13 protein-coding genes are annotated in these 18,767 nt (G+C 65.8%); 9 read left to right on the top strand and 4 right to left on the bottom strand.

Annotation, left to right across the window (positions count from 1 at the left end; translation table 11 throughout):
• Positions 1-141 precede the first annotated feature (141 nt).
• On the top strand, positions 142-1,407 hold the full coding sequence (locus tag CLU88_RS00385; RefSeq protein WP_099654893.1) for a urate hydroxylase PuuD: 1,266 nt from the start codon (positions 142-144) through the stop codon (positions 1,405-1,407).
• Positions 1,408-1,428: 21 nt separating this feature from the next.
• Here CLU88_RS00385 and CLU88_RS00390 read toward each other — a convergent pair whose 3' ends face one another.
• Positions 1,429-3,276, bottom strand: a complete 1,848-nt coding sequence (locus CLU88_RS00390; RefSeq protein WP_233205329.1) for a phosphodiesterase — start codon at positions 3,274-3,276, stop codon at positions 1,429-1,431.
• A gap of 198 nt (positions 3,277-3,474) precedes the next feature.
• Here CLU88_RS00390 and CLU88_RS00395 point away from each other — a divergent pair, with 198 nt between their 5' ends.
• Positions 3,475-4,029 carry a hypothetical protein gene (locus CLU88_RS00395; RefSeq protein WP_199173392.1) on the top strand — a complete coding sequence of 185 codons (555 nt, stop codon included), beginning with the start codon at positions 3,475-3,477 and terminating at the stop codon, positions 4,027-4,029.
• Between the two features lie 198 nt (positions 4,030-4,227).
• On the opposite strand, the gene CLU88_RS00400 is transcribed toward CLU88_RS00395, so the two are convergent.
• Positions 4,228-5,265 (bottom strand): porin, encoded by a 1,038-nt coding sequence (locus tag CLU88_RS00400; RefSeq protein ID WP_099654895.1) that lies wholly within the window; start codon positions 5,263-5,265, stop codon positions 4,228-4,230.
• A 355-nt stretch (positions 5,266-5,620) separates the two neighbouring features.
• Between CLU88_RS00400 and CLU88_RS00405 the strand changes: the two genes are divergently transcribed.
• Positions 5,621-6,244, top strand: a complete 624-nt coding sequence (locus tag CLU88_RS00405; protein WP_099654896.1) for a Crp/Fnr family transcriptional regulator — start codon at positions 5,621-5,623, stop codon at positions 6,242-6,244.
• Between the two features lie 319 nt (positions 6,245-6,563).
• Positions 6,564-8,660 (top strand): diguanylate cyclase domain-containing protein, encoded by a 2,097-nt coding sequence (locus CLU88_RS00410; protein WP_099654897.1) that lies wholly within the window; start codon positions 6,564-6,566, stop codon positions 8,658-8,660.
• A 145-nt stretch (positions 8,661-8,805) separates the two neighbouring features.
• On the opposite strand, the gene xdhB is transcribed toward CLU88_RS00410, so the two are convergent.
• Together xdhB and CLU88_RS00420 are read right to left on the bottom strand one after the other, a co-directional pair.
• Positions 8,806-11,094 (bottom strand): xanthine dehydrogenase molybdopterin binding subunit, encoded by a 2,289-nt coding sequence (xdhB, locus tag CLU88_RS00415; RefSeq protein ID WP_099658532.1) that lies wholly within the window; start codon positions 11,092-11,094, stop codon positions 8,806-8,808.
• Between the two features lie 59 nt (positions 11,095-11,153).
• Positions 11,154-12,761: a xanthine dehydrogenase small subunit gene (locus CLU88_RS00420; protein WP_099654898.1), complete on the bottom strand. Its 1,608-nt coding sequence runs from the start codon at positions 12,759-12,761 to the stop codon at positions 11,154-11,156.
• A gap of 99 nt (positions 12,762-12,860) precedes the next feature.
• On the opposite strand from CLU88_RS00420, the gene CLU88_RS00425 reads away from it, so the two are divergent.
• From CLU88_RS00425 to CLU88_RS00445, 5 genes are all read left to right on the top strand, one after another.
• The gene (locus CLU88_RS00425) at positions 12,861-13,793 is read left to right on the top strand and encodes a LysR family transcriptional regulator (RefSeq protein WP_099654899.1); all 933 of its coding nucleotides are present in this window, start codon (positions 12,861-12,863) and stop codon (positions 13,791-13,793) included.
• 90 nt (positions 13,794-13,883) lie between these two features.
• Positions 13,884-15,479 carry an ABC transporter ATP-binding protein gene (locus CLU88_RS00430; RefSeq protein ID WP_099654900.1) on the top strand — a complete coding sequence of 532 codons (1,596 nt, stop codon included), beginning with the start codon at positions 13,884-13,886 and terminating at the stop codon, positions 15,477-15,479.
• Positions 15,472-16,542 carry an ABC transporter permease gene (locus CLU88_RS00435; protein WP_099654901.1) on the top strand — a complete coding sequence of 357 codons (1,071 nt, stop codon included), beginning with the start codon at positions 15,472-15,474 and terminating at the stop codon, positions 16,540-16,542. Before CLU88_RS00430 ends, CLU88_RS00435 begins: the two co-directional genes overlap by 8 nt.
• Entirely contained in the window at positions 16,542-17,462 is a 921-nt protein-coding gene (locus tag CLU88_RS00440; protein WP_099654902.1) for an ABC transporter permease, read from the top strand. Before CLU88_RS00435 ends, CLU88_RS00440 begins: the two co-directional genes overlap by 1 nt.
• Before the next feature lie 55 nt (positions 17,463-17,517).
• Positions 17,518-18,684, top strand: a complete 1,167-nt coding sequence (locus tag CLU88_RS00445) for a BMP family ABC transporter substrate-binding protein (protein WP_099654903.1) — start codon at positions 17,518-17,520, stop codon at positions 18,682-18,684.
• The last annotated feature ends 83 nt before the right edge of the window (positions 18,685-18,767 follow it).

An 18,767-nucleotide genomic window follows, 5' to 3' on the forward strand; every position in this document is an offset into this window, starting at 1 on the left:
TCGGTCGCAGCGGTGCCCCGGCCCGCCGGTCTTTCTTGTGTGGAAAGGCCAGCCAGCCAAGGTGCGCGACCTTCGTTTTCTGCTCAGAGCGCCCGCAGTGGTGAGCAGGTTTGCAGCGCATTGCGCTGCCAAGGTTGAGATATGGAAAGCTACGTTCTCGACTGGGCCAACCTGCTGTTGCGCTGGGTCCATGTCATTACCGCCATCGCCTGGATTGGCTCGTCGTTCTACTTCGTCTTTTTGGACAGCAGCCTCACGCCGCCCGAGGACGAAGACCTGAAAAAGCAGGGCGTGAGCGGCGAGCTGTGGGCGGTGCATGGCGGCGGGTTCTACCACCCGGTCAAGTTCGCCGTGTCGCCGCCCAAGCTGCCGGGGCACCTGCACTGGTTCTTTTGGGAAAGCTACAGCACCTGGCTCAGCGGCTTTGCGCTGTTCACGGTGTCTTACCTCTACAGCGCCAGCACCTACCTCATCGACAAGTCGCGCATGGACTGGGCGCCTGCCACGGCGATTGCGGTGGCACTCGGGTTCTTCGTGGTGTTCTGGCTGCTGTACGACGCGATTTGCCGCATCTTTGGCCAGAAGAAGAACGGCGACGCCATCGTGGGCGCGCTGGTGTTTGGGCTGGTGTGCATTGCCGCCTGGCTGGCCTGCCACTGGTTTGCAGGCCGCGCGGCCTTTTTGCTGGTGGGCGCGATGATCGCCACGGCCATGAGCGCTAACGTGTTCTTCTGGATCATCCCCGGCCAGCGCACGGTGGTGGCGCAGATCAAGGCCGGGCAGCCGGTCGATCCCATCCACGGCAAGCGCGGCAAGCAGCGCAGCGTGCACAACACCTATTTCACGCTGCCGGTGCTGTTTGCCATGCTCAGCAACCACTACAGCTTCACCTGGAACCACCCGCAAAACTGGCTGGTGCTCATCCTGATGATGTTTGCGGGCGCGGCCATTCGCCAGTTCTTCGTGATGCGCCACGGCTACAAGCTGGGCCGCAATGGCAACCCGTTGCCGTACGCGCTGGTGGGCGTGGCCGTCATCCTGGGTGCCATCGTGTGGATGCGCCCGGTGCCTGTGGCGCCGGTGCCCGTATCTGCACCTATGTCCGCTCCTGTTTTAGGAGCTGCCAGCGCAGGTGCAGCAAGCGCTATAGGCCAAAATGATGCCAAGGCTGACTTTGCAGCGGTGCAAGCCGTGCTGGAGCAGCGCTGCTACCTGTGCCACGGCGCGCAGGTGCAGATGAAGAATCTGCGGCTGGACTCGCCCGCCCTGGTCAAGCAAAACGCCCAGGCGGTGTACCAGCAGGCGGTGGTGCAAAAGCTCATGCCCATGAACAACGCTACGCAGATCACCGACGCCGAGCGCGCGCTGATTGGCCGCTGGTTTGAGGCAGGGGCGCAGGTGCCCTGACGGGCGCCAACGAGGCGGATGTCAGGCCGCCAGCGCGCTCAGGTCTGAGGGCGCCAGCCCGCTGTGCAGCACCACCCCGGCAGAGGTTTGCTTGGCCTCGTGCTTGGCCACGGCGGCCAGGTTGGCCACCTCTTCGGCATGCCGAAAGCGCCCGGGCGTGATGTGCACCGCGCCCATGGCCAGCGTGGTGCACGGAAAGAACCGGGGCACGCCGTGCCGGTCTTCGGCCTGGATGCCGCCCGCCCGCTGCGCTGCCTCGTCAAACAGGGCCAGGGCTTCGCGGGCAAAGTCCTGCACGATGTTCTTGCAGCGCTGGCGCCAGTTGCTGCTCTGAAAGATCAGCATGAAATCGTCTCCACCCACATGGCCCACAAAGTCGCGCCGCGCATCGCAGTGCGTGGTGGCCAGGCGCGCCACCAGCCGGATCATCTGGTCGCCGCGCCAGTAGCCGTAGTGGTCGTTGAAGGGCTTGAAGTGGTTCAGGTCGGCGTAGCAGGCGACGAACTCGGTGCCGTTGTCCAGCAGCCGCTGCATGTGCAGGCTGATGGGGATGTTGCCCGGCAAGAACGTGAGCGGGTTGGCATGGCGGGCGGCCTCGATGCGTGTTTCGGTCACTGCGCGCACCAGCTGGTCGCCCGTGCCCAGGCCCAGGTAGCGGCCGTTGTCGGTGACGATGTAACCGTCGCTCAGGTAGCGCTGGTCTTGCGATGTGAGGATGCCCACCAGCTGCTCCACATCGCAGTCCAGCTCCACCACGCGGGGGGCGGTGTTGGCAAACGCCAGGCAGGGCTTGCGGCCATGCACCTCGCGAAAGTACAGCGTGGCGTAGTGGTTCATGAACTGCTGGCGGTTGATGAGGGCCACGGGCCGTGTGCCGTCCACCACCGCCAGCGCGTGCAGCTCGGTGCGCTCATGGAACATGGCGGCCACCGCATCGTTGCTGGTGGTGGGGGCCACGGGCGGCGCTTGTACCACCAGCAGGCTGCGCAAAATGCTGGGCCGCGCCATCTGCCCCAGGTGCGGCAGCACGGCCACGCGCCGGTCGTGCAGCACTTCCAGCGCCGGGCCGTCCACGGCATCGCGCGGGGCCAGCGCGGGGCGGCCCAGCAGCCAGCCTTGGCCAAAAGGAATGTCCAGGTCGCGCAGCGCCCGCAGGTCGTCGCGGGTTTCAATGCCTTCGGCAATCAGCGTGGTGCCAAACACATCGGCAATGCCTTTGATGGCCTGCAGCATCTGCAGGTTGTCGGGCCGGTCGCTGATCTCGCGGATGAAGTACTTGTCGATCTTCACGAAGTCGGGCTTGACCTCGGACCACAGCCGCAGGCTGGAGCGGCCATCGCCAAAGTCGTCCAGCGCCATGCGCGCGCCGCAGGCGTGCACCGCGTCAATCGCCTGGCGCAGCAAGGGCATGTCGGTCACGCGCTCGTGCTCGGTGATTTCCAGCACCAGCATGCGGGCGCTCAGGCCCAAGCTGCGCACGGCCTCGCCCAGCCGCTGGGCACCGATCAGGCCCACGCCGTGCACCAGGGCGTCGGCGCTGATGTTCACAAACAGCCGCCCGGGCGCGGCCTGCTCGCTCCACTGCGCCAGGGCCGTGAAGGCGCAAAACAGCTCAAAGTCCTGGAGAATGCCCTCGCTGCTGGCCTGGGCCAGCAAGGCATCGGGTGTATGCAGGGGCGTGCCCTGCGGGCCACGGATCAGCGCTTCGTGTGCGTAGATGCTGCCCTCGCGCAGGTCTGCCAGGGGCTGGTAGACGCAGTGCAGCCCGCCCTCGCGCATCAACCGGGCCAGCGCGCCCGTGCCATGGCGTGCAGCGGGCGACAGCTGCGCCACCATCGCCTCTCGTCGGCTGCACTGAATGTTTTGCATCGCGTGTGTTGGATCCCTGAGCAGGGGCTGACGATAGCGGCGACTTGTGACAATGTGGTTACAAATGGAGAAAAGAAGGGGAGATGGCCGCAGCCCCTCTGCGCTCATATGCCCGCTGCTGCAGCGGATACTTCCAGTCCGTCCCCAGGGGCGGTGTCTTCTGACAAACCCCACCAGACCTCACACCACCACGCTGCCATGCGCCTTTCTAAACACCACCCCCTCCACGCCGCACAAAGGCCAGGCACCGCTGCCCGTTTGCGCGGCCAGCTTCTGGCGCTGGTGGCTCCGCTGGTTTTGGCGGGCTGTGCCTCGGTGGCGGCCCCCACCTCGATTGCGCCCTTCAGCACCGATGGGTGCAGCCTGTTTCCAGACCGATCACCCGCCATGCCGGCGGATTGGTGCGACTGCTGCCTGGCCCATGACCTGGCCTATTGGCGCGGCGGGCCTGAGGAGGCGCGCCTGCAGGCAGACCTGGCCTTGAAGACCTGTGTGGAGCAAAGGACCGGCAACCCGGGCCTGGCCCAGACCATGTTTCTGGGCGTGCGGGCGGGCGGCGGGCCGCTGGTGCGCACCCCGTTCCGCTGGGGCTATGGCTGGCCGTATGGGCGGGGCTACCGGGGCTTGACGCAGGCCGAGGCCGCCGATGTGAGCGCCCAGGAGGATGCATACCGCGCCACCAACCCCAGCTTGCAGTGCCAGGGAGGCGGGCAGGGCGCTGGGGGCGTTGCACCGGTGCGCTGTAGTCCCTGATTTGCTATTTATTTTATAGCTGCTAGCGCTTATGGATTGAGCGCTAGGTGCCAATTTGCCTTGTATTGTGCAGATTTGCCCCAGCGCAAAGCCGCCCAAGAAAAAGGGGCCTGAAACAGGCCCCTTGGCAAACCGTGATGTGCCGGGCAAGCACCCGCAGCGCGGCGCTGCGGGCCTGCCCATCCACCTCATGCCGCGTTAGAAGCGGTGGCGAATGCCCACGCCAAAGCTGGTGCCCGAGGTTTGGTTGGTGATCTTGTCGCCCATGAACATGGCGTACACGTCGGTGCGCTTGGACAGGAAGTGGTCGTAGCCCACGGTGTAGGTCTTGCGGTCCACCTTGGTTTGCGACAGGTCGGTCTTCACCCATTCGACCAGCACCTTGCCCGAGGGGCCCACGGGCACCGAGGCGCCCAGTTGCACGGTCTTGGCCTTGTTCAGGCTGTTGTCGGCCTTGGCCTGGCCATAGCTCACAAAGGGCTTCACCACGCCGAAGTCGTAGGCGCCCAGCAGCATCCAGTCCTTCTTGGTGGTGCCCAGGTAGGTGCCTGCGCCGGGGTTGCTGATCTGGTCGCGTTCATAGAAGCCGGTCAGCGTCAGCGGGCCGCCAAAGTAGAAGAAATTGGCGCCCACGTTCTTCTTGCCGTTGTTGCCAGCCTGCTCGCCAAACTGGTACTGCAAGTTGGCCTTGAAGCCGCCGATGTCGGGCGTGCTGTACACCAGCTGGTTGCTCCAGCCCGTGTCAGACGGGGTGGTGGAACCCCAGCCTGTGCCGTTGAACAGAGGCACGTTCATGTGCAGGATCAGGGGCGAGAAGGTGAACGAGTCGCCCAGCGGGTTGCCCACCACGGAGGGCAGGAAGTTGGGGGCCATCCAGCGGCCCAGCATCACCGAGCCAAAGCCGCCCGACAGGCTGACGTTGGCATCGCGCGAGAAGAAGGTGTCGTTGGTGAAGCGGCCTTGGCTGCCTGCGTCCACCTTGATGAACGAGGTCAGCAAGAAGTTGGCCTTGAGCCCGCCGCCCAGGTCTTCTGTGCCCTTGAAACCAAACCACGAGGTGGTCAGGCCACCGCTATCGACCACCGACTTGCGGCCCGCGTCGCCTGAGTTTTTGATGGAGCCGGCAAACGCATCGGCCAGACCGGACACTTCGACCGAGCTTTGCGCATGGGCGCCGCCAGCGCACAGCAGCACGCCGCCCACCGAAAGGGACAGTGCCAACAGGTTTTTTTTCATGGGTTCTCCTGGGGTTGGAAGGGTTGTAAACAAGGCAAAAACAAAGAATGCCGCTGCAGTGGCACCGCTGCGCATTCGGCTGCGGTGGCGCTGCCGATTGCCGCCAAGTGGTGCACTTCGCCTGCATGCCAGAAGGCTGAGCAAGTTCTGTGCCCCGGCGGTTGCATGTTGTCACTTTTGGCCCCAAGCACCTGCGATGTACGCGGATGCAGGGCGCTGCATGCGCCGGATTGGCAACAGGCCGACGGCTGCCAAAGGGGCATGGCTGCGGGCTTTGAGCTAATCGGGGTAGGTTCAGCGCGGCTTTTGATCTTGCTCAAAGCCTGAAGCGCGTGGGGGCGGCACATTCAATCGCATGCTGCCATCCAACTTATTTTCCTTGCCCGTCCAGACGGAAGTATTTGCCGCCGGCGAAGTGCTGCGCAGGCGCCACGAGGTGTTGACCTCGGTGTTGCACCTGGAGAGCGGCAGGGTGCTGCGGGGCTTTTATGAAGAAGGCTATCTGCGGCACCAGTTGGGTGCGGTAGAAGGCCCCTTCTGGCTGGACGCCGCCTCGGCCCTGCTGGGCCTGCCGCTGCCGGTGGACATGGTGGCCGAGACCCGCGTGCAGGTGCGCCGCGTCCCGATTGCCGACTTTCGCAGCAGCCTGGCCGCCATGCCCGAGGGCGCGCGCGGCCTGCTGCTGGACATGGCCATGGGCTATCGCCAGCAGTCTGAGCTGGCCGTGAGCCGCCTGGCGCATGATGCTGAAACCCGCTGCGCGCAGTGGCTGCTCAACCACGCGCAGCAAGACCCCTCGGGCACCATGCGCGTCACGCTGCACCAACGCAAGCGCCTGATTGCGGCGCAATTGGGCATCGCCCCTGAGACCTTCTCGCGCGTGCTGCGCCACCTGCGTGAGATGGGGCTCATCCACGGCACCGGCAATGTGTTGAACCTGCCGCAGCCGCTGGCCTTGCAGACCATGGCGGGCAGCTGATCTTCAGCGGTTAGCCGTCCGTTCATTCGACGAATCGCCCGCAGGGGCTGAGCGCGTTCGTGCAGTGGGTTGCACGGACGGCGTTTTTGTTGGGGGCTACGTGTGAAGGCGATCTGGCGAGATCGTCGACGGGGCTTAGAACAGGTTCTTAGGGTTTCTCCGTGTGATTTGATGAGGGTTCCACCCAACCCGGGGGGCAGGGGGGCTGCGTATATTTGCTGGAACCCACCACGGTTCATCCAGCCCCCATGCCTGCAATCTCCACTGCCCACGCCGCTGTTGCCCCCGGGGCGGGGTTGCGCCACTGCTTGGGTGCGCCATGACCGCGCCGCCGTCTGCCGTGCATCCGCCCGAAGCGCCCAGCTGGCATCTGCCGGGGCCGCTGGTGCTGCGGATGATGGCGGTGGCGGTGTGTGCCGTGCTGTTGGCCGGTGTGGGCGCGGCATGGCATGTGTCGCAGGTGTCCAGCCAAGAGGCCGTGCGCCGGGTGGTGGCGCAGCAGACCGACGAGGTGGAGGTGATTGCCCGCCTGCTGGCCAGCAAGATAGAGCAAAGCCAGAAGGTGCTGCGCACCGTGGCTGCAGGCATTGCCCCGCGCATGCTGGAGCCCGCCAATGCCCCTGAAGCCCTGCCGTACCAGAGCCTGCCTGCGCTGGGTTTTTTTGACGCCGTGCAGATTGCAGGCAGCGATGGCGAGCTGCGGCTGAACCTGCGCGGCGGGCACGCAGTGCCACCGGCCTCGCTGGAGCCTGCCGAGCGCGATGTGCTGCGCCGCACGCTGGCGGATGGCAAACCCCAGGTGTCAGAGCTGATTGCCGGGGGCACGGGCGATGCGCGCATTGCCTTCACCATGCCGCTGCACCAAGAGGATGGTGCGGTGCTGGGGGCTTTGGCCGGGGCGCTCAAGCTGCAGTCACAAGGCTTGCTGCCACCGTCGATGGCGCTGCCCGAGCGCGATGAATCGCGCCTGGTGGTCTTCTCGCGCGACGGCACCATCCTTGCGCATTCAGACCCCACCCGGGTGCTGGGCAATGTGCGCGACGAAGCGGGCCTGTCGGATGTCTATGCCCGGTGGCTGCAACAGGCGCAGCCGCTGGTGGGCCGTGGTGCGACACAGGTGTTGCCTGAGCACATTGTGAGCATGGCGGGCATGCCGCTGCCGCAGTGGATGGTGGCGCGGGTGAGCCACTCACGGGCGCTGCTGGCGCCCCTGGCCGGTGCCCAGCGCGATGCGTGGTGGGTGCTGGCGGGCGCCATTGGTGCAGGCGTGTTGGCCCTGCTGGGCTTGCTGGGCTGGATGGCCCAGCCACTGGCCCACCTGCGGCTGGCTGCACAGCAGCTGCTGCGCCATGACACCAAGGCGCCCAGGCTGTGGCCCCAGGCGGGTGGCGAGGTGGGCGATGTGGTGCAGGTGCTGGAGCGTCTGGCCCGCCAGGGCAGCCACCATGCAGCGTTGCAAACCACGCTGGGTGGGCAGTTTCAGGCAATTCTGGACCATGCCTCGGTGGGCATTGTCATCACCCGCCACGGCATGCTGGAGGTGGTGGGGCGCCAGACCTGCCTGATGCTGGGCTACACCCCCAAAGAGCTGCAGGGCAAGCCCGCGCGCACCATTTACGCATCGGCCGAAGACTACGCGCGCACCGGCGCCCGGGTGCAGGCCGAGTTTGCGGTGCACGGCGCGTTTGATGGCGACGTGTGCTTCATGCGCAAGGACGGTAGCCCGGTGTGGGCGCGTGTGCAGGGCCGTGGCGTGCGGGCCGATGCGATGGATGGCGGAACGGTGTGGATTCTGGAAGACATCACCGCCGTCCGCCAGGCGCAGCAGCAGCAGACCTGGGAGGCATCGCACGACGCACTGACCCAGCTCTACAACCGCGCCGCCTTTGACCAGCGCCTGGGCGCCTTGCTGGCCGAGCGCAGCACCCGCGTGCGCGATGACGGTGCACTCACGCAGGCCGGTGCACTGGCTGAGGGCGTGGTGCTGTTCATGGACCTGGACCATTTCACCGTGGTGAACGACCTGGCCGGGCACGATGCAGGCGACGATGCGCTGCGCCATGTGGCGCGGCTGCTGGAGTCGCAAGTGCGCCAGATGGGCTGGGCCGCACGCGTGGGGGGCGACCAGTTTGCCGTGGTGCTGCCGGGCTGTGCGCTGGCACGGGGCCAAGCCGTGGCCGAGCAACTGCGCCAGGCGGTGCAGGCTTGGGCGCCGTCCTACCAGGGCAGCAGTTTTACCTTGAGCATGAGCATCGGGTTGGTGGCGCTGGACGCTTCCATGCCCGATGTGGCTGCCGTGCTGTATGCCGCCGACATGGCCTGCTATGACGCCAAGCGCGCAGGCCGCAACCGAGTGGAAACCGGCCGCGCGCGCGAGATGCCCGCGTCTGGGCGCATGGCGCTGGGCTCTGCTTGAGGGCTGCCCGCGCATTGTTGAGTGGGTCGGCCTCTTTGAACTTGAAAAATCCGTTCGGGCTGAGCCTGCTAGAGCCTTGCGCGGCGCTTCGACAGGCTCAGCGTGAACGGTTCAATGGGGTCCATTCCGACTCAATAACCGGGCTTCAGCCCAGCCGTCCCAAGGCCCGGAGCACGTTCTCTGCCGTGGCTGGCGCAGTCAGCACCACGGGTGTGCTGGCTGCTTTATCGCCACGCCCCGCAGCCACCGCGTTGCGCAGCGCCTCGTACACGCTGATGGCCAGCATGAAGGGCGGCTCGCCCACGGCCTTGCTGCCGCCCACGTTGTCTTCGCGGTTCGCCTCGGGCCACAAATCCACTTTGAAGTGGGCCGGGATGTCGCCCGTGGCCGGAATTTTGTAGGTGCTGGGCGCGTGGGTGGTGAGCAGGCCCTTGTCGTTCCACACCAGTTGCTCGGTGGTGAGCCAGCCCATGCCTTGCACAAAGCCGCCCTCGATCTGCCCCACGTCGATGGCCGGGTTGATGCTGTGGCCCACGTCGTGGAGGATGTCCACTTTCAGCACGCGGCTCTCGCCCGTCAGGGTGTCGATCACCACCTCAGAGCAGGCCGCGCCGTAGCTGAAGTAGTAGAACGGCCGGCCGGTGAGGGTGGCTTTGTCGTAGTGGATTTTGGGCGTGCGATAAAAGCCGTCGCTCCACAGCTGGATGCGGTTGGCGTAGGCTTCTTTGACCACGGCTTCAAAGCTGCGCGTGGCCTGGGGCGAGATGACCTGCCCCCCCGCAAAGCGGATGGCCCCGGCGCCACAGCCGTCGAGCCCGCACACGAACGATGCCAAGTTGTCGCGCACATGGCGCGCGGCGTATTGGGCGGCGCGGCCGTTCAGGTCGGTGCCGCTGCTGGCCGCCGTGGCGCTGGCGTTGGGCACCTTGCTGGTGTCGCTGGCCGTGACCAGCACGCGGTGCAGCGGCACACCCAACTCATCGGCCACGATCTGCGCCACTTTGGTGTGCAGGCCCTGGCCCATTTCGGTGCCGCCGTGGTTCACCTGTACGCTGCCATCGGTGTACACATGCACCAGAGCCCCCGCCTGGTTGAACAGCGTGGCCGTGAAGCTGATGCCGAACTTGACCGGCGTGATGGCGAGGCCGCGCTTGAGCACCGGGCTTTGCGCGTTCCATGCGGCAATCTCGGCCTGGCGCTGGCGGTAGCTGGCGGTCTGCTCCAGCTGCGGCAGCAGCGCATGCAGGATGTTGTCTTCCACCGCCATTTGGTAGTGGGTGACATTGCGGCCCTCGCTGGCATCGCGCCCGTACAGGTTGGCCAAACGCACATCCTGCGCGTCGTGGCCTAACGCCCGGGCAATGTCGCCCAGGATGGCTTCGATGACGATGACGCCCTGCGGGCCGCCAAAGCCTCGGAACGCCGTGTGGCTCTGGGTGTTTGTCTTGCAGCGGTATGAAGCAATCTCCACATCGCTCAGGTAGTACGCGTTGTCGGCGTGGAACACGGCGCGGTCGGCCACGGGGCCGGACAGGTCGGCGCTGAAGCCGCAGTTGACGGCCATCTGCAGCTTCAGGCCCGTGATGCGGCCGGTGTCGTCAAAGCCCACGTCGTACTCGTAGGCAAACGGGTGGCGCTTGCCGGTGACCATGAAGTCCTCGTCCCGGTCCAGCCGCAGCTTGACGGGGCGGCCCAGCTTGTTCGCGGCTACGGCGGCCCACACGGCCAGGTGGCCGGCTTGCGTCTCTTTGCCGCCAAAGCCACCGCCCATGCGGCGGCACTCCACGCGCACGGCGTGGTTGTCAATGCCCAAGGCGTGTGACACCCAGTGCTGCACTTCGCCAGGGTGTTGGGTGCTGGAGTAGATCCACCATTGCTTTTGCTCCAGCGGCAGGGCGTAGGCGATCTGGCCTTCCAGGTAAAAGTGCTCTTGCCCGCCCACTTCAAAGGCGCCGCTGAGGCGGTGTGCGGCTTGGGCCAGGCCTGCCGCTGCGTCGCCCCGGCGCACAAACACCGGCGGCAGCACATAGCTTTCGGCCTGCAGCGCGTCCTGCACCGTCAGCACGGCAGGCAGGGGCGTGATGTCCAGCTTGACGGCGCGCACGGCGCGGCGCGCCTGCATGACCGAGTCGGCCACCACCAGCCCAATGACTTGGCCCATGTGCTGCACGGTGCTGTGGGCAAACACGGGCTCGTCGTGCGCAAAGGCGGCCAGCAGCTTGTCGCCGGGCACGTCCTGCGCCAGCACCACGCCGCGCACGCCGGGCAGTGCCAAGGCGGCGCTGGCATCCACGCCATTGAGCGTGCCGTGCGCCACGGTGGAAAGGATGGGCGCTGCATACAGCGTGCCCTTCACCTCGGGCAGGTCGTCGATGTAATGTGCGGCGCCAGCGACCTGGGCGCGTGCGCTTTCGTGGAAGTGCGATTGCCCCATGGCGGTGCGTGCAGGGGCGGGCAGGGCGGTGTCGGGCACGGTGTGGTCGGTGGAAGGTTTCACAGCACGCCCTCCAGGTGGGTTGCATGCAGTTGCGCAATGCTGGCCGGGGCGCCGCCCTGGCTTTCCAGCCAAAACCGCTGCAGCAGGTTGCCCAGCACTGTGCGGCGGTAGTCGCCACTGGCGCGCATGTCGGAGATGGGGCTGAACTCGGCCTGCAGCACGCGCATGGCTTGCTGCACAGTGGCCTCGGTCCACGGCTGGCCTTGCAGTGCGGCCTCGGTTTGCCGTGCGCGCACCGGAGTAGCGGCCACGCCACCGGCGCCGATGCTGGCGCGCTGCACCGTGCCGCCTGCAATGTCGAGGTTCAACACCAGGCAGACGGCGGAGATGTCGTCGTCAAAGCGCTTGGAGATTTTGTAGGCCTGCAAGATGTTGACCCCCACGCTCTGCACTGGCGTGTCGTCGCTGCCCCCCGTGGGGGCGCTCGCCGCCTTGGGGCGGCCCGGCGGCGGCTCGGACTCGGTGGCCGATGGCTTCGGCACCACGATGCGCACCAGCAGCTCGTCGGGCGCCATCACGTTCTGGCGGTAGCCGGTGTACAGGGCTTCCAGCGGCAGCGCGCGCTCGCCCCGCGCCTGGCTGGCCAGAACCACCTGGGCACGCAGCGCGATCAGCAGCGGCATGGAGTCGCCAATGGGCGAGCCGTTGGCCACATTGCCGCCCAGCGTGCCCGAGTTGCGCACGGGCAGGCCCGCAAAGCGGTGGGCAAACTCGGCCAGGCTGGGCCACTGGGCGGTGAGCCGGGCAAACGCTTCGGTCAACGTCACGGCGGCGCCGATGGCGATGTGCTCTGGCGTTTCGTCGATGCGGCGCAGCTCGGCGGCGCGCGTCACATCCAGCACCTGGGGAAACTGGCGGTGTTGCTTGGTCACCCACAGGCCCACGTCGGTGGCGCCTGCCACCACCTGTGCCTGGGGGTGGGCAGCGCGGGCGGCCAGCAGTTCGGCTTGGGTGGTGGGGGTGATGTAAGCCAAATTGGCCTCTGGCGCTTGTGGGGTAAGCGCAAGAAGCTCTAATTTTTGTAGCAAATCGGCTTCGTTCACGGCCATGGCTGGCAGCTGGGCCATGTGCTGCGCGGCGTCCAGAATGGGGCGGTAGCCCGTGCAGCGGCACAGGTTGCCCGACAAATCCTGCGCGGCCTGGGCGCGCGAGATGCTGCGGCCCTGGCACACCTGGTTTTGGTACATGCCGAACAGGCTCATCACAAAGCCGGGGGTGCAGAAGCCGCATTGGGAGCCGTGGCACTGCACCATGGCTTCCTGCACCGGATGCAGTGCGCTGCTGTCCCTCGGCTGCGTTGAGGTGGCCACCGGCTGGATCAGCGGGTCTTCGGCCAGGTCCTCCGCCGTCCACAGTGCCATCCCGTCAATCGAATGGGCCAGGCGGATGCAGCTGTTGACGGCGCTGTAACGCACCTTGCCGTGGCCATCGGCCTCGCCCAGCACCACGGTGCAGGCGCCGCAGTCGCCTTCGCCGCAGCCTTCCTTGGTGCCGGTGCAGCCCATGTCCTCGCGCAGCACCTCCAGCAAGGTGCGGTCGGGTGGTACATTGCCCAGCGCCACGGGCTGGCCTCGGCGCAAGAATTGCAAGGGTCGGGTCGTCATGAAAGATACCGCTTCAATTTCTATTTGTTCATCAGAGGGTAGGGCGCCGCGCCGCTGCCAGCATAAGCACAAGCTTATGACACCCATGCAAGCCCCGCTATGAGAGACCAAGCCCTTTTCGACAAGATAGACCTCCATCTCATAAGGGTCTTGCACACCGTGCTCACTGAACGCAGCGTATCGAGGGCCGCCGTCCGCCTGGGCATGCACCAGCCAGCGGTATCGGCCGCGCTCAAGCGCCTGCGCGACTTGGCGGGCGATCCGCTGCTGGTGCGATCGGGCGCCAGCATGATGCCCACCGATGCTGCGCTGCGCATGGTGGAGCCCGCTGCGCTGATCCTGCGCTCGGCCGAGGCGCTGTTCTCCGACGCAAGGGGGTTTGACCCCCGCACGGCCACCCGCACCTTTCGCGTGGCGGCCAGCGACTACCTGGACCCGCTTTTTTTGCCCCAACTGGTGGCCCGCATCAAGGCACAGGCACCGCTGTGCCCCATTGAAATCCTGCCCCTGTCGGCCGATGCGCACTACCACGCCCACCTGGCCCAGGGCGATGTGGACGTGGTGATCGGCAACTGGCCCCAGCCCCCGGAAGACCTGCACATGGGCCGCCTGTTTGGCGACGAGGTGGTGTGCCTGGTGAGCCAAGACCACCCGGCCGTGCGCCGGGGCTGGACCGAGGCTGACTGGCTGGCGGCTGAGCACATTGCCCCCACGCCCACCCACCCCGGTGCGCGTGGCGTGATCGATGCGCACCTGGACAGCCTGGGCCTTTCGCGCAACATCACCGCGCGGTGTGCGCATTTCAGCGCCATTCCGCACATCGTGGCCTCCAGCCTGCTGGTGTTGACCACGGGGCGCCAGTTTTGCGAGCGGTTCACGGCGCAGCTGCCGGTGGCCATTTTGCCCAGCCCGGTATCGTTTCCGCGCCTGCTGTACTACCAGCTGTGGCATGCGCGCACCCACCATTCGGCAGCGGCCATGTGGCTGCGCGACAGCGTCAAGTCCGTCGCTGCATCGCTACGAAAAGAATAGCTGCTTGCGTATGCTGAATAAGCCGCAAGGCATGATTTGCCCCTATACGACCAAAGATAACAAGTTGTAATTCTGAGAGACAATCCCCGCATGAGTTCTCCCCCCATTCCTTCAGCGCCTGGTGCGGCGCCGCCACGGCTGCAGCTGGCGGGCATCACCAAGCGCTACCCGGCCGTGGTGGCCAACAGCGGCGTGTCGCTGACGGTGCAGCCCGGCGAGATCCACGCTGTGCTGGGTGAAAACGGCGCAGGCAAGTCCACGCTGATGAAAATCATCTACGGCTCGGTCAAGCCCGACGAAGGCAGCGTGCACTTCAACGGCCAGGCCGTGCAGGTGCGCAACCCGCAAGAGGCACGGGCCTTGGGCATTGCCATGGTGTTCCAGCACTTCAGCCTGTTCGACACCCTCACAGTGGCCGAGAACGTGTGGCTGGGCCTGGACAAGAGCCTGACGCTGGCCTTAGTCACCAGCCGCATCACCGCCAAGGCCGCCGAATACGGCCTCGATATTGACCCCCTGCGCCCTGTGCACACCCTGAGCGTGGGCGAGATGCAGCGCGTGGAGATCATCCGCGCCTTGCTCACCAACCCCAAGGTGCTGATCCTGGACGAGCCCACCTCGGTGCTCACGCCCCAGGCGGTCGAAAAGCTCTTTGTGGTGTTGCGCAAGCTGGCGTCTGAGGGTTGCAGCATTCTCTACATCAGCCACAAGCTGCACGAAATTCGCGCGCTGTGCACCGCGTGCACCGTGCTGCGGGGCGGTAAGGTCACCGGGGTGTGCAACCCGGCCGAAGAGACCAACGCCTCCCTGTCGCGCCTGATGATCGGCGCCGAGCCGCCTGCGCTGGAGCACCGTGCGGTGCAGACCGGCGCCACGGTGCTGCGCGTGCAGGGCCTGTCGCTGCCGCGCGCTGACCAGTTTGGCGTGGACTTGATCGACCTGGAGTTTGAGGTCAAGGCGGGCGAGGTGGTGGGTATTGCGGGCGTGTCGGGCAATGGCCAAAAAGAGTTGCTGTATGCCTTGTCGGGCGAAGACCAGCGCGCCGAGCCCGCTAGCATCCAGGTGGCAGGCCAGAGCGCAGGCCGCATGGGCCCCAGCCAGCGCCGTGCCCTGGGTCTGCACTTTGTGCCCGAAGAGCGCCTGGGCCGTGGCGCCGTGCCCACCATGGGCCTGGCGCACAACCTGCTGCTCACGCGCACCAACTCGGTCAGCGGCAGTGGCTGGATCAAGGTGGGGGCTTTGCAAAAGCATGCCGAGGCGCTGATCCAGCGCTTCAACGTCAAGGCCGGTGGGCCCAACGCGCCCGCCAAGTCGCTGTCGGGCGGCAACCTGCAAAAGTTCATCGTGGGGCGTGAGATCGATGCCGCGCCGAAGCTGCTTATCGTCTCGCAACCCACCTGGGGCGTGGACGTGGGCGCGGCCGCGCAGATTCGCGGCTCGATTCTGGCGCTGCGTGACGCGGGCTGCGCGGTGCTGGTGGTGAGTGAGGAGCTGGACGAATTGTTTGAAATTTGCGATCGGCTGCATGTGGTGGCCAAGGGGCATTTGTCGCCCTCGGTGCCGCGTGCCGAAGCGACGGTGCAGCGCATTGGCGAGTGGATGAGCGGCCTGTGGCACGCCGATGTGCAGGCCCATCTGGCCCATGCTGCGCAGCAGGCCACCGCCGGGGAGGCTCAGCATGTTTAAGCTGGAACCGCGCCCCCAGGCTTCGCGCCTGTGGACCTACGGCTCGCCGCTGCTGGCGCTGGCCGTGACGGTGCTGATTGGTGTGGCCCTGTTCATGGCGCTGGGCAAAGACCCGGTGCGGGGCTTGCAAGTGTTCTTCTGGGAGCCGATCAAGTCGCAGTACGCCCTGGGCGAACTCATGGTCAAGGCCACGCCGCTGCTGCTCATTGCGCTGGGGCTGGCGGTGTGCTTTCGCTCCAATGTCTGGAACATTGGCGCCGAGGGGCAGTTTGTGATCGGCGCCGTGGTGGCGGGGGGCGTGGCGCTGCTGGCCGACAAGACCACCGGGCCGTGGATCGTGCCCGCCATCTTGCTGGCCGGGGTGCTGGGCGGCATGGCGTGGGCGGGGCTCACGGCGCTGCTGCGCGACAAGTTCAATGCGAACGAAATCCTGGTGAGCCTGATGCTCGTGTATGTGGCCACGCTGGTGCTGGGTTACCTGGTCTATGGTCCGTGGAAGGACCCCATGGGCTACAACTTTCCGCAGACCAAGACGTTCGAGAAGGTCACGCAGATCCCGCGGCTGATGCAGGGCTCGCGCGTGTCCATTGGCCTTCTGCTGGCGCTGGCCGGGGCGGGGGCACTGTGGGTGTTTCTGTTCCGCACCCGGGCGGGCTTTGCCCAGCAGGTGGGTGGGCTGGCGCCTGCGGCAGCGCGCTATGCGGGCTTTTCATCGCGCCGCGCGCTGTGGACGGCACTGCTAATTTCGGGCGGCGCAGCGGGCCTGGCGGGTGCGTTGGAAGTGGCCGGGCCCATTGGCCAGCTCACACCCTATGTGCCGGCAGGCTACGGCTTTGCCGCCATCATCGTGGCCTTTGTGGGGCGCTTGCACCCCGTGGGCATGATCCTCTCGGCCATTTTGATGAGCATGTTCTACATCGGCGGCGAGCTGGCGCAATCGCGCATGGGTCTGCCCAAATCGCTCACGGGCGTGTTCCAGGGGCTGCTGTTGTTCACGCTGCTGGCGTGTGACACCTTGATTGCCTACCGCATCCGCTGGGCGGCCTCGAAGGGGGGCAAGTGATGGAATCGTACGCACTGCTTATCGGCGCCACGCTCAGCGCGGGCACCGTGCTGGCCATTGCAGCCCTGGGCCTGCTCATCAACGAAAAGGCAGGCATCGTCAACCTGGGGGCCGAGGGCATGATGCTTTGCGCCGCCATTGCGGGCTTTGCCACCGTGGTGCACACCGGCAACACCTGGCTGGGCTTTGCCGCAGGCATGGCCGCAGGCGCGTTGCTGGCCGCCATCTTTGGTGTGCTGGTGATCTGGCTCAACACCAACCAATACGCCACGGGGTTGGCGCTGAGCCTGTTTGGCGTGGGTTTTTCGGCATTTGCGGGCATCAGTTACGTACAGGCCAAGCTCCCCGAATCGCCCAAGTACGCTGTTCCCGTGCTCGGCGATATTCCGCTGGTGGGGCCTGCGCTGTTCCAGCAGCATCCGCTGGTGTACATCACCATGGTGCTGGTGGTGGCGCTGGTGTGGTTCCTGTATCGGTCGCGCGCCGGTTTGGTGCTCCGCTCGGTGGGCGAGTCGCCCGAATCTGCCCATGCCCTGGGCTACCCCGTGCGTCGCATCCGGCTGCTGGCCGTGGTGGCGGGCGGGGCGCTGTGTGGGTTGGCGGGGGCTTACATCTCCACCGTCTACACCCCGCTGTGGGTGGAGGGCATGGTGGCCGGGCGCGGCTGGATTGCGCTGGCGCTCACCACCTTTGCCACCTGGCGCCCGGCACGGGTGTTGCTTGGTGCCTACCTGTTTGGCGGGGTGACGATGCTGCAGTTTCATTTGCAGGCCACGGGCGTGCAGGTGGCCAGCCAGTTGCTGAGCATGTTGCCCTACCTCGCCACCATCGTGGTGCTGGCCCTGATCTCGCGCAACCCTGCATGGATTCGCGTCAACATGCCTGCGTCCCTCGGCAAGCCGTTTTACCCCGGCTCATAATGGTTGTTTTCCGTTTTTCCCCTCCGTTTTCACTGTTTTCTCTCAAGGAATCGACATGACCGATTTGCAAAAGCGTTCGTTGTTCAAAGTGGCGGCGCTGTCTGCCCTGGCTGCCGCTGCCGTCGTGGGCTGCGGCAAGACCGAGGCCCCTGCGCCCGCACCGGCCTCAGCACCTGCGCCGGCTGCCTCTGCTCCAGCCCCCAAGCCTGAGCCACTGAAGATCGCTTTTGCCTACGTCGGCCCTGTGGGTGACGGCGGCTGGTCTTTTGCGCACGACAACGGCCGCAAAGCCATCGAAAAAGAGTTTGGCGACAAGGTGGTGACCAGCTTTGTGGAAAGCGTTCCTGAATCTGCGGACGCCGAGCGCGTGCTGCGTGATCTGGCTGGCCAAGGCAACAAGCTGATCTTTGGCACCACCTTCGGCTACATGGAGTCCATCCAGAAGATCGCTGGCGACCTCAAGGATGTGAAGTTTGAGCACGCCACCGGCTACAAGACGGCCGAGAACGTGCGCACCTACGACAGCCGCACCTACGAAGGCGCTTACATGGCTGGCGTGATCGCTGGCGCCATGACCAAGTCCAACACGCTGGGTGTGGTGGGTTCGGTGCCAATCCCTGAGGTGATCCGCAACATCAACAGCTTCACGCTGGGTGCGCAATCGGTCAACCCCAAAGTCAAGACCAAGGTGGTGTGGGTAAACGAATGGTTCAGCCCGCCCAAGGAAACCGAAGCCGCCACCAGCCTGATCAACGGCGGCGCTGACGTGCTGTTCCAGAACACCGACTCCCCCGCTGTGCTCAAGACCGCGCAAGAAAAGGGCAAGCGCGCCTTTGGCTGGGACAGCGACATGACCGCCTACGGCCCCAAGGCCCACTTGGCATCGGCCGTCATCAACTGGGGCCCTTACTACGTGAAGGCCACGCGTGATGCGCTGGAAGGCAAGTGGAGCACCGGCCAAAGCTGGTGGGGCGTGAAGGAAGGCGCGATTGACATCGTCTCCATCGCTGAAGACGTGCCTGCCGAAACCAAGGCCAAGGTCGAAGAAGTGAAGAAGGGCTTGGCCGACGGCAGCTTCGTGATCTGGAAGGGCCCCATCGTGGGCCAGGACGGCAAGCCCGTACTGGAAAAAGACGCCGTGGCCGACGACAAGTTCTTGGGCGGTATCAACTTCTACGTCAAGGGCGTGGAAGGCAAGATCCCTGGTGCTGACAAGAAATAAGCCACCGCTTTTTACTTCACCGGGCCGCCTTCGGGCGGCCTTTTTCATTCTGTCCTTGGTTTGAACGGTTTGCATCCGGGCAC

It is taken from the genome of Acidovorax sp. 56, assembly GCF_002749705.1.
GTDB lineage: Bacteria > Pseudomonadota > Gammaproteobacteria > Burkholderiales > Burkholderiaceae_C > Acidovorax.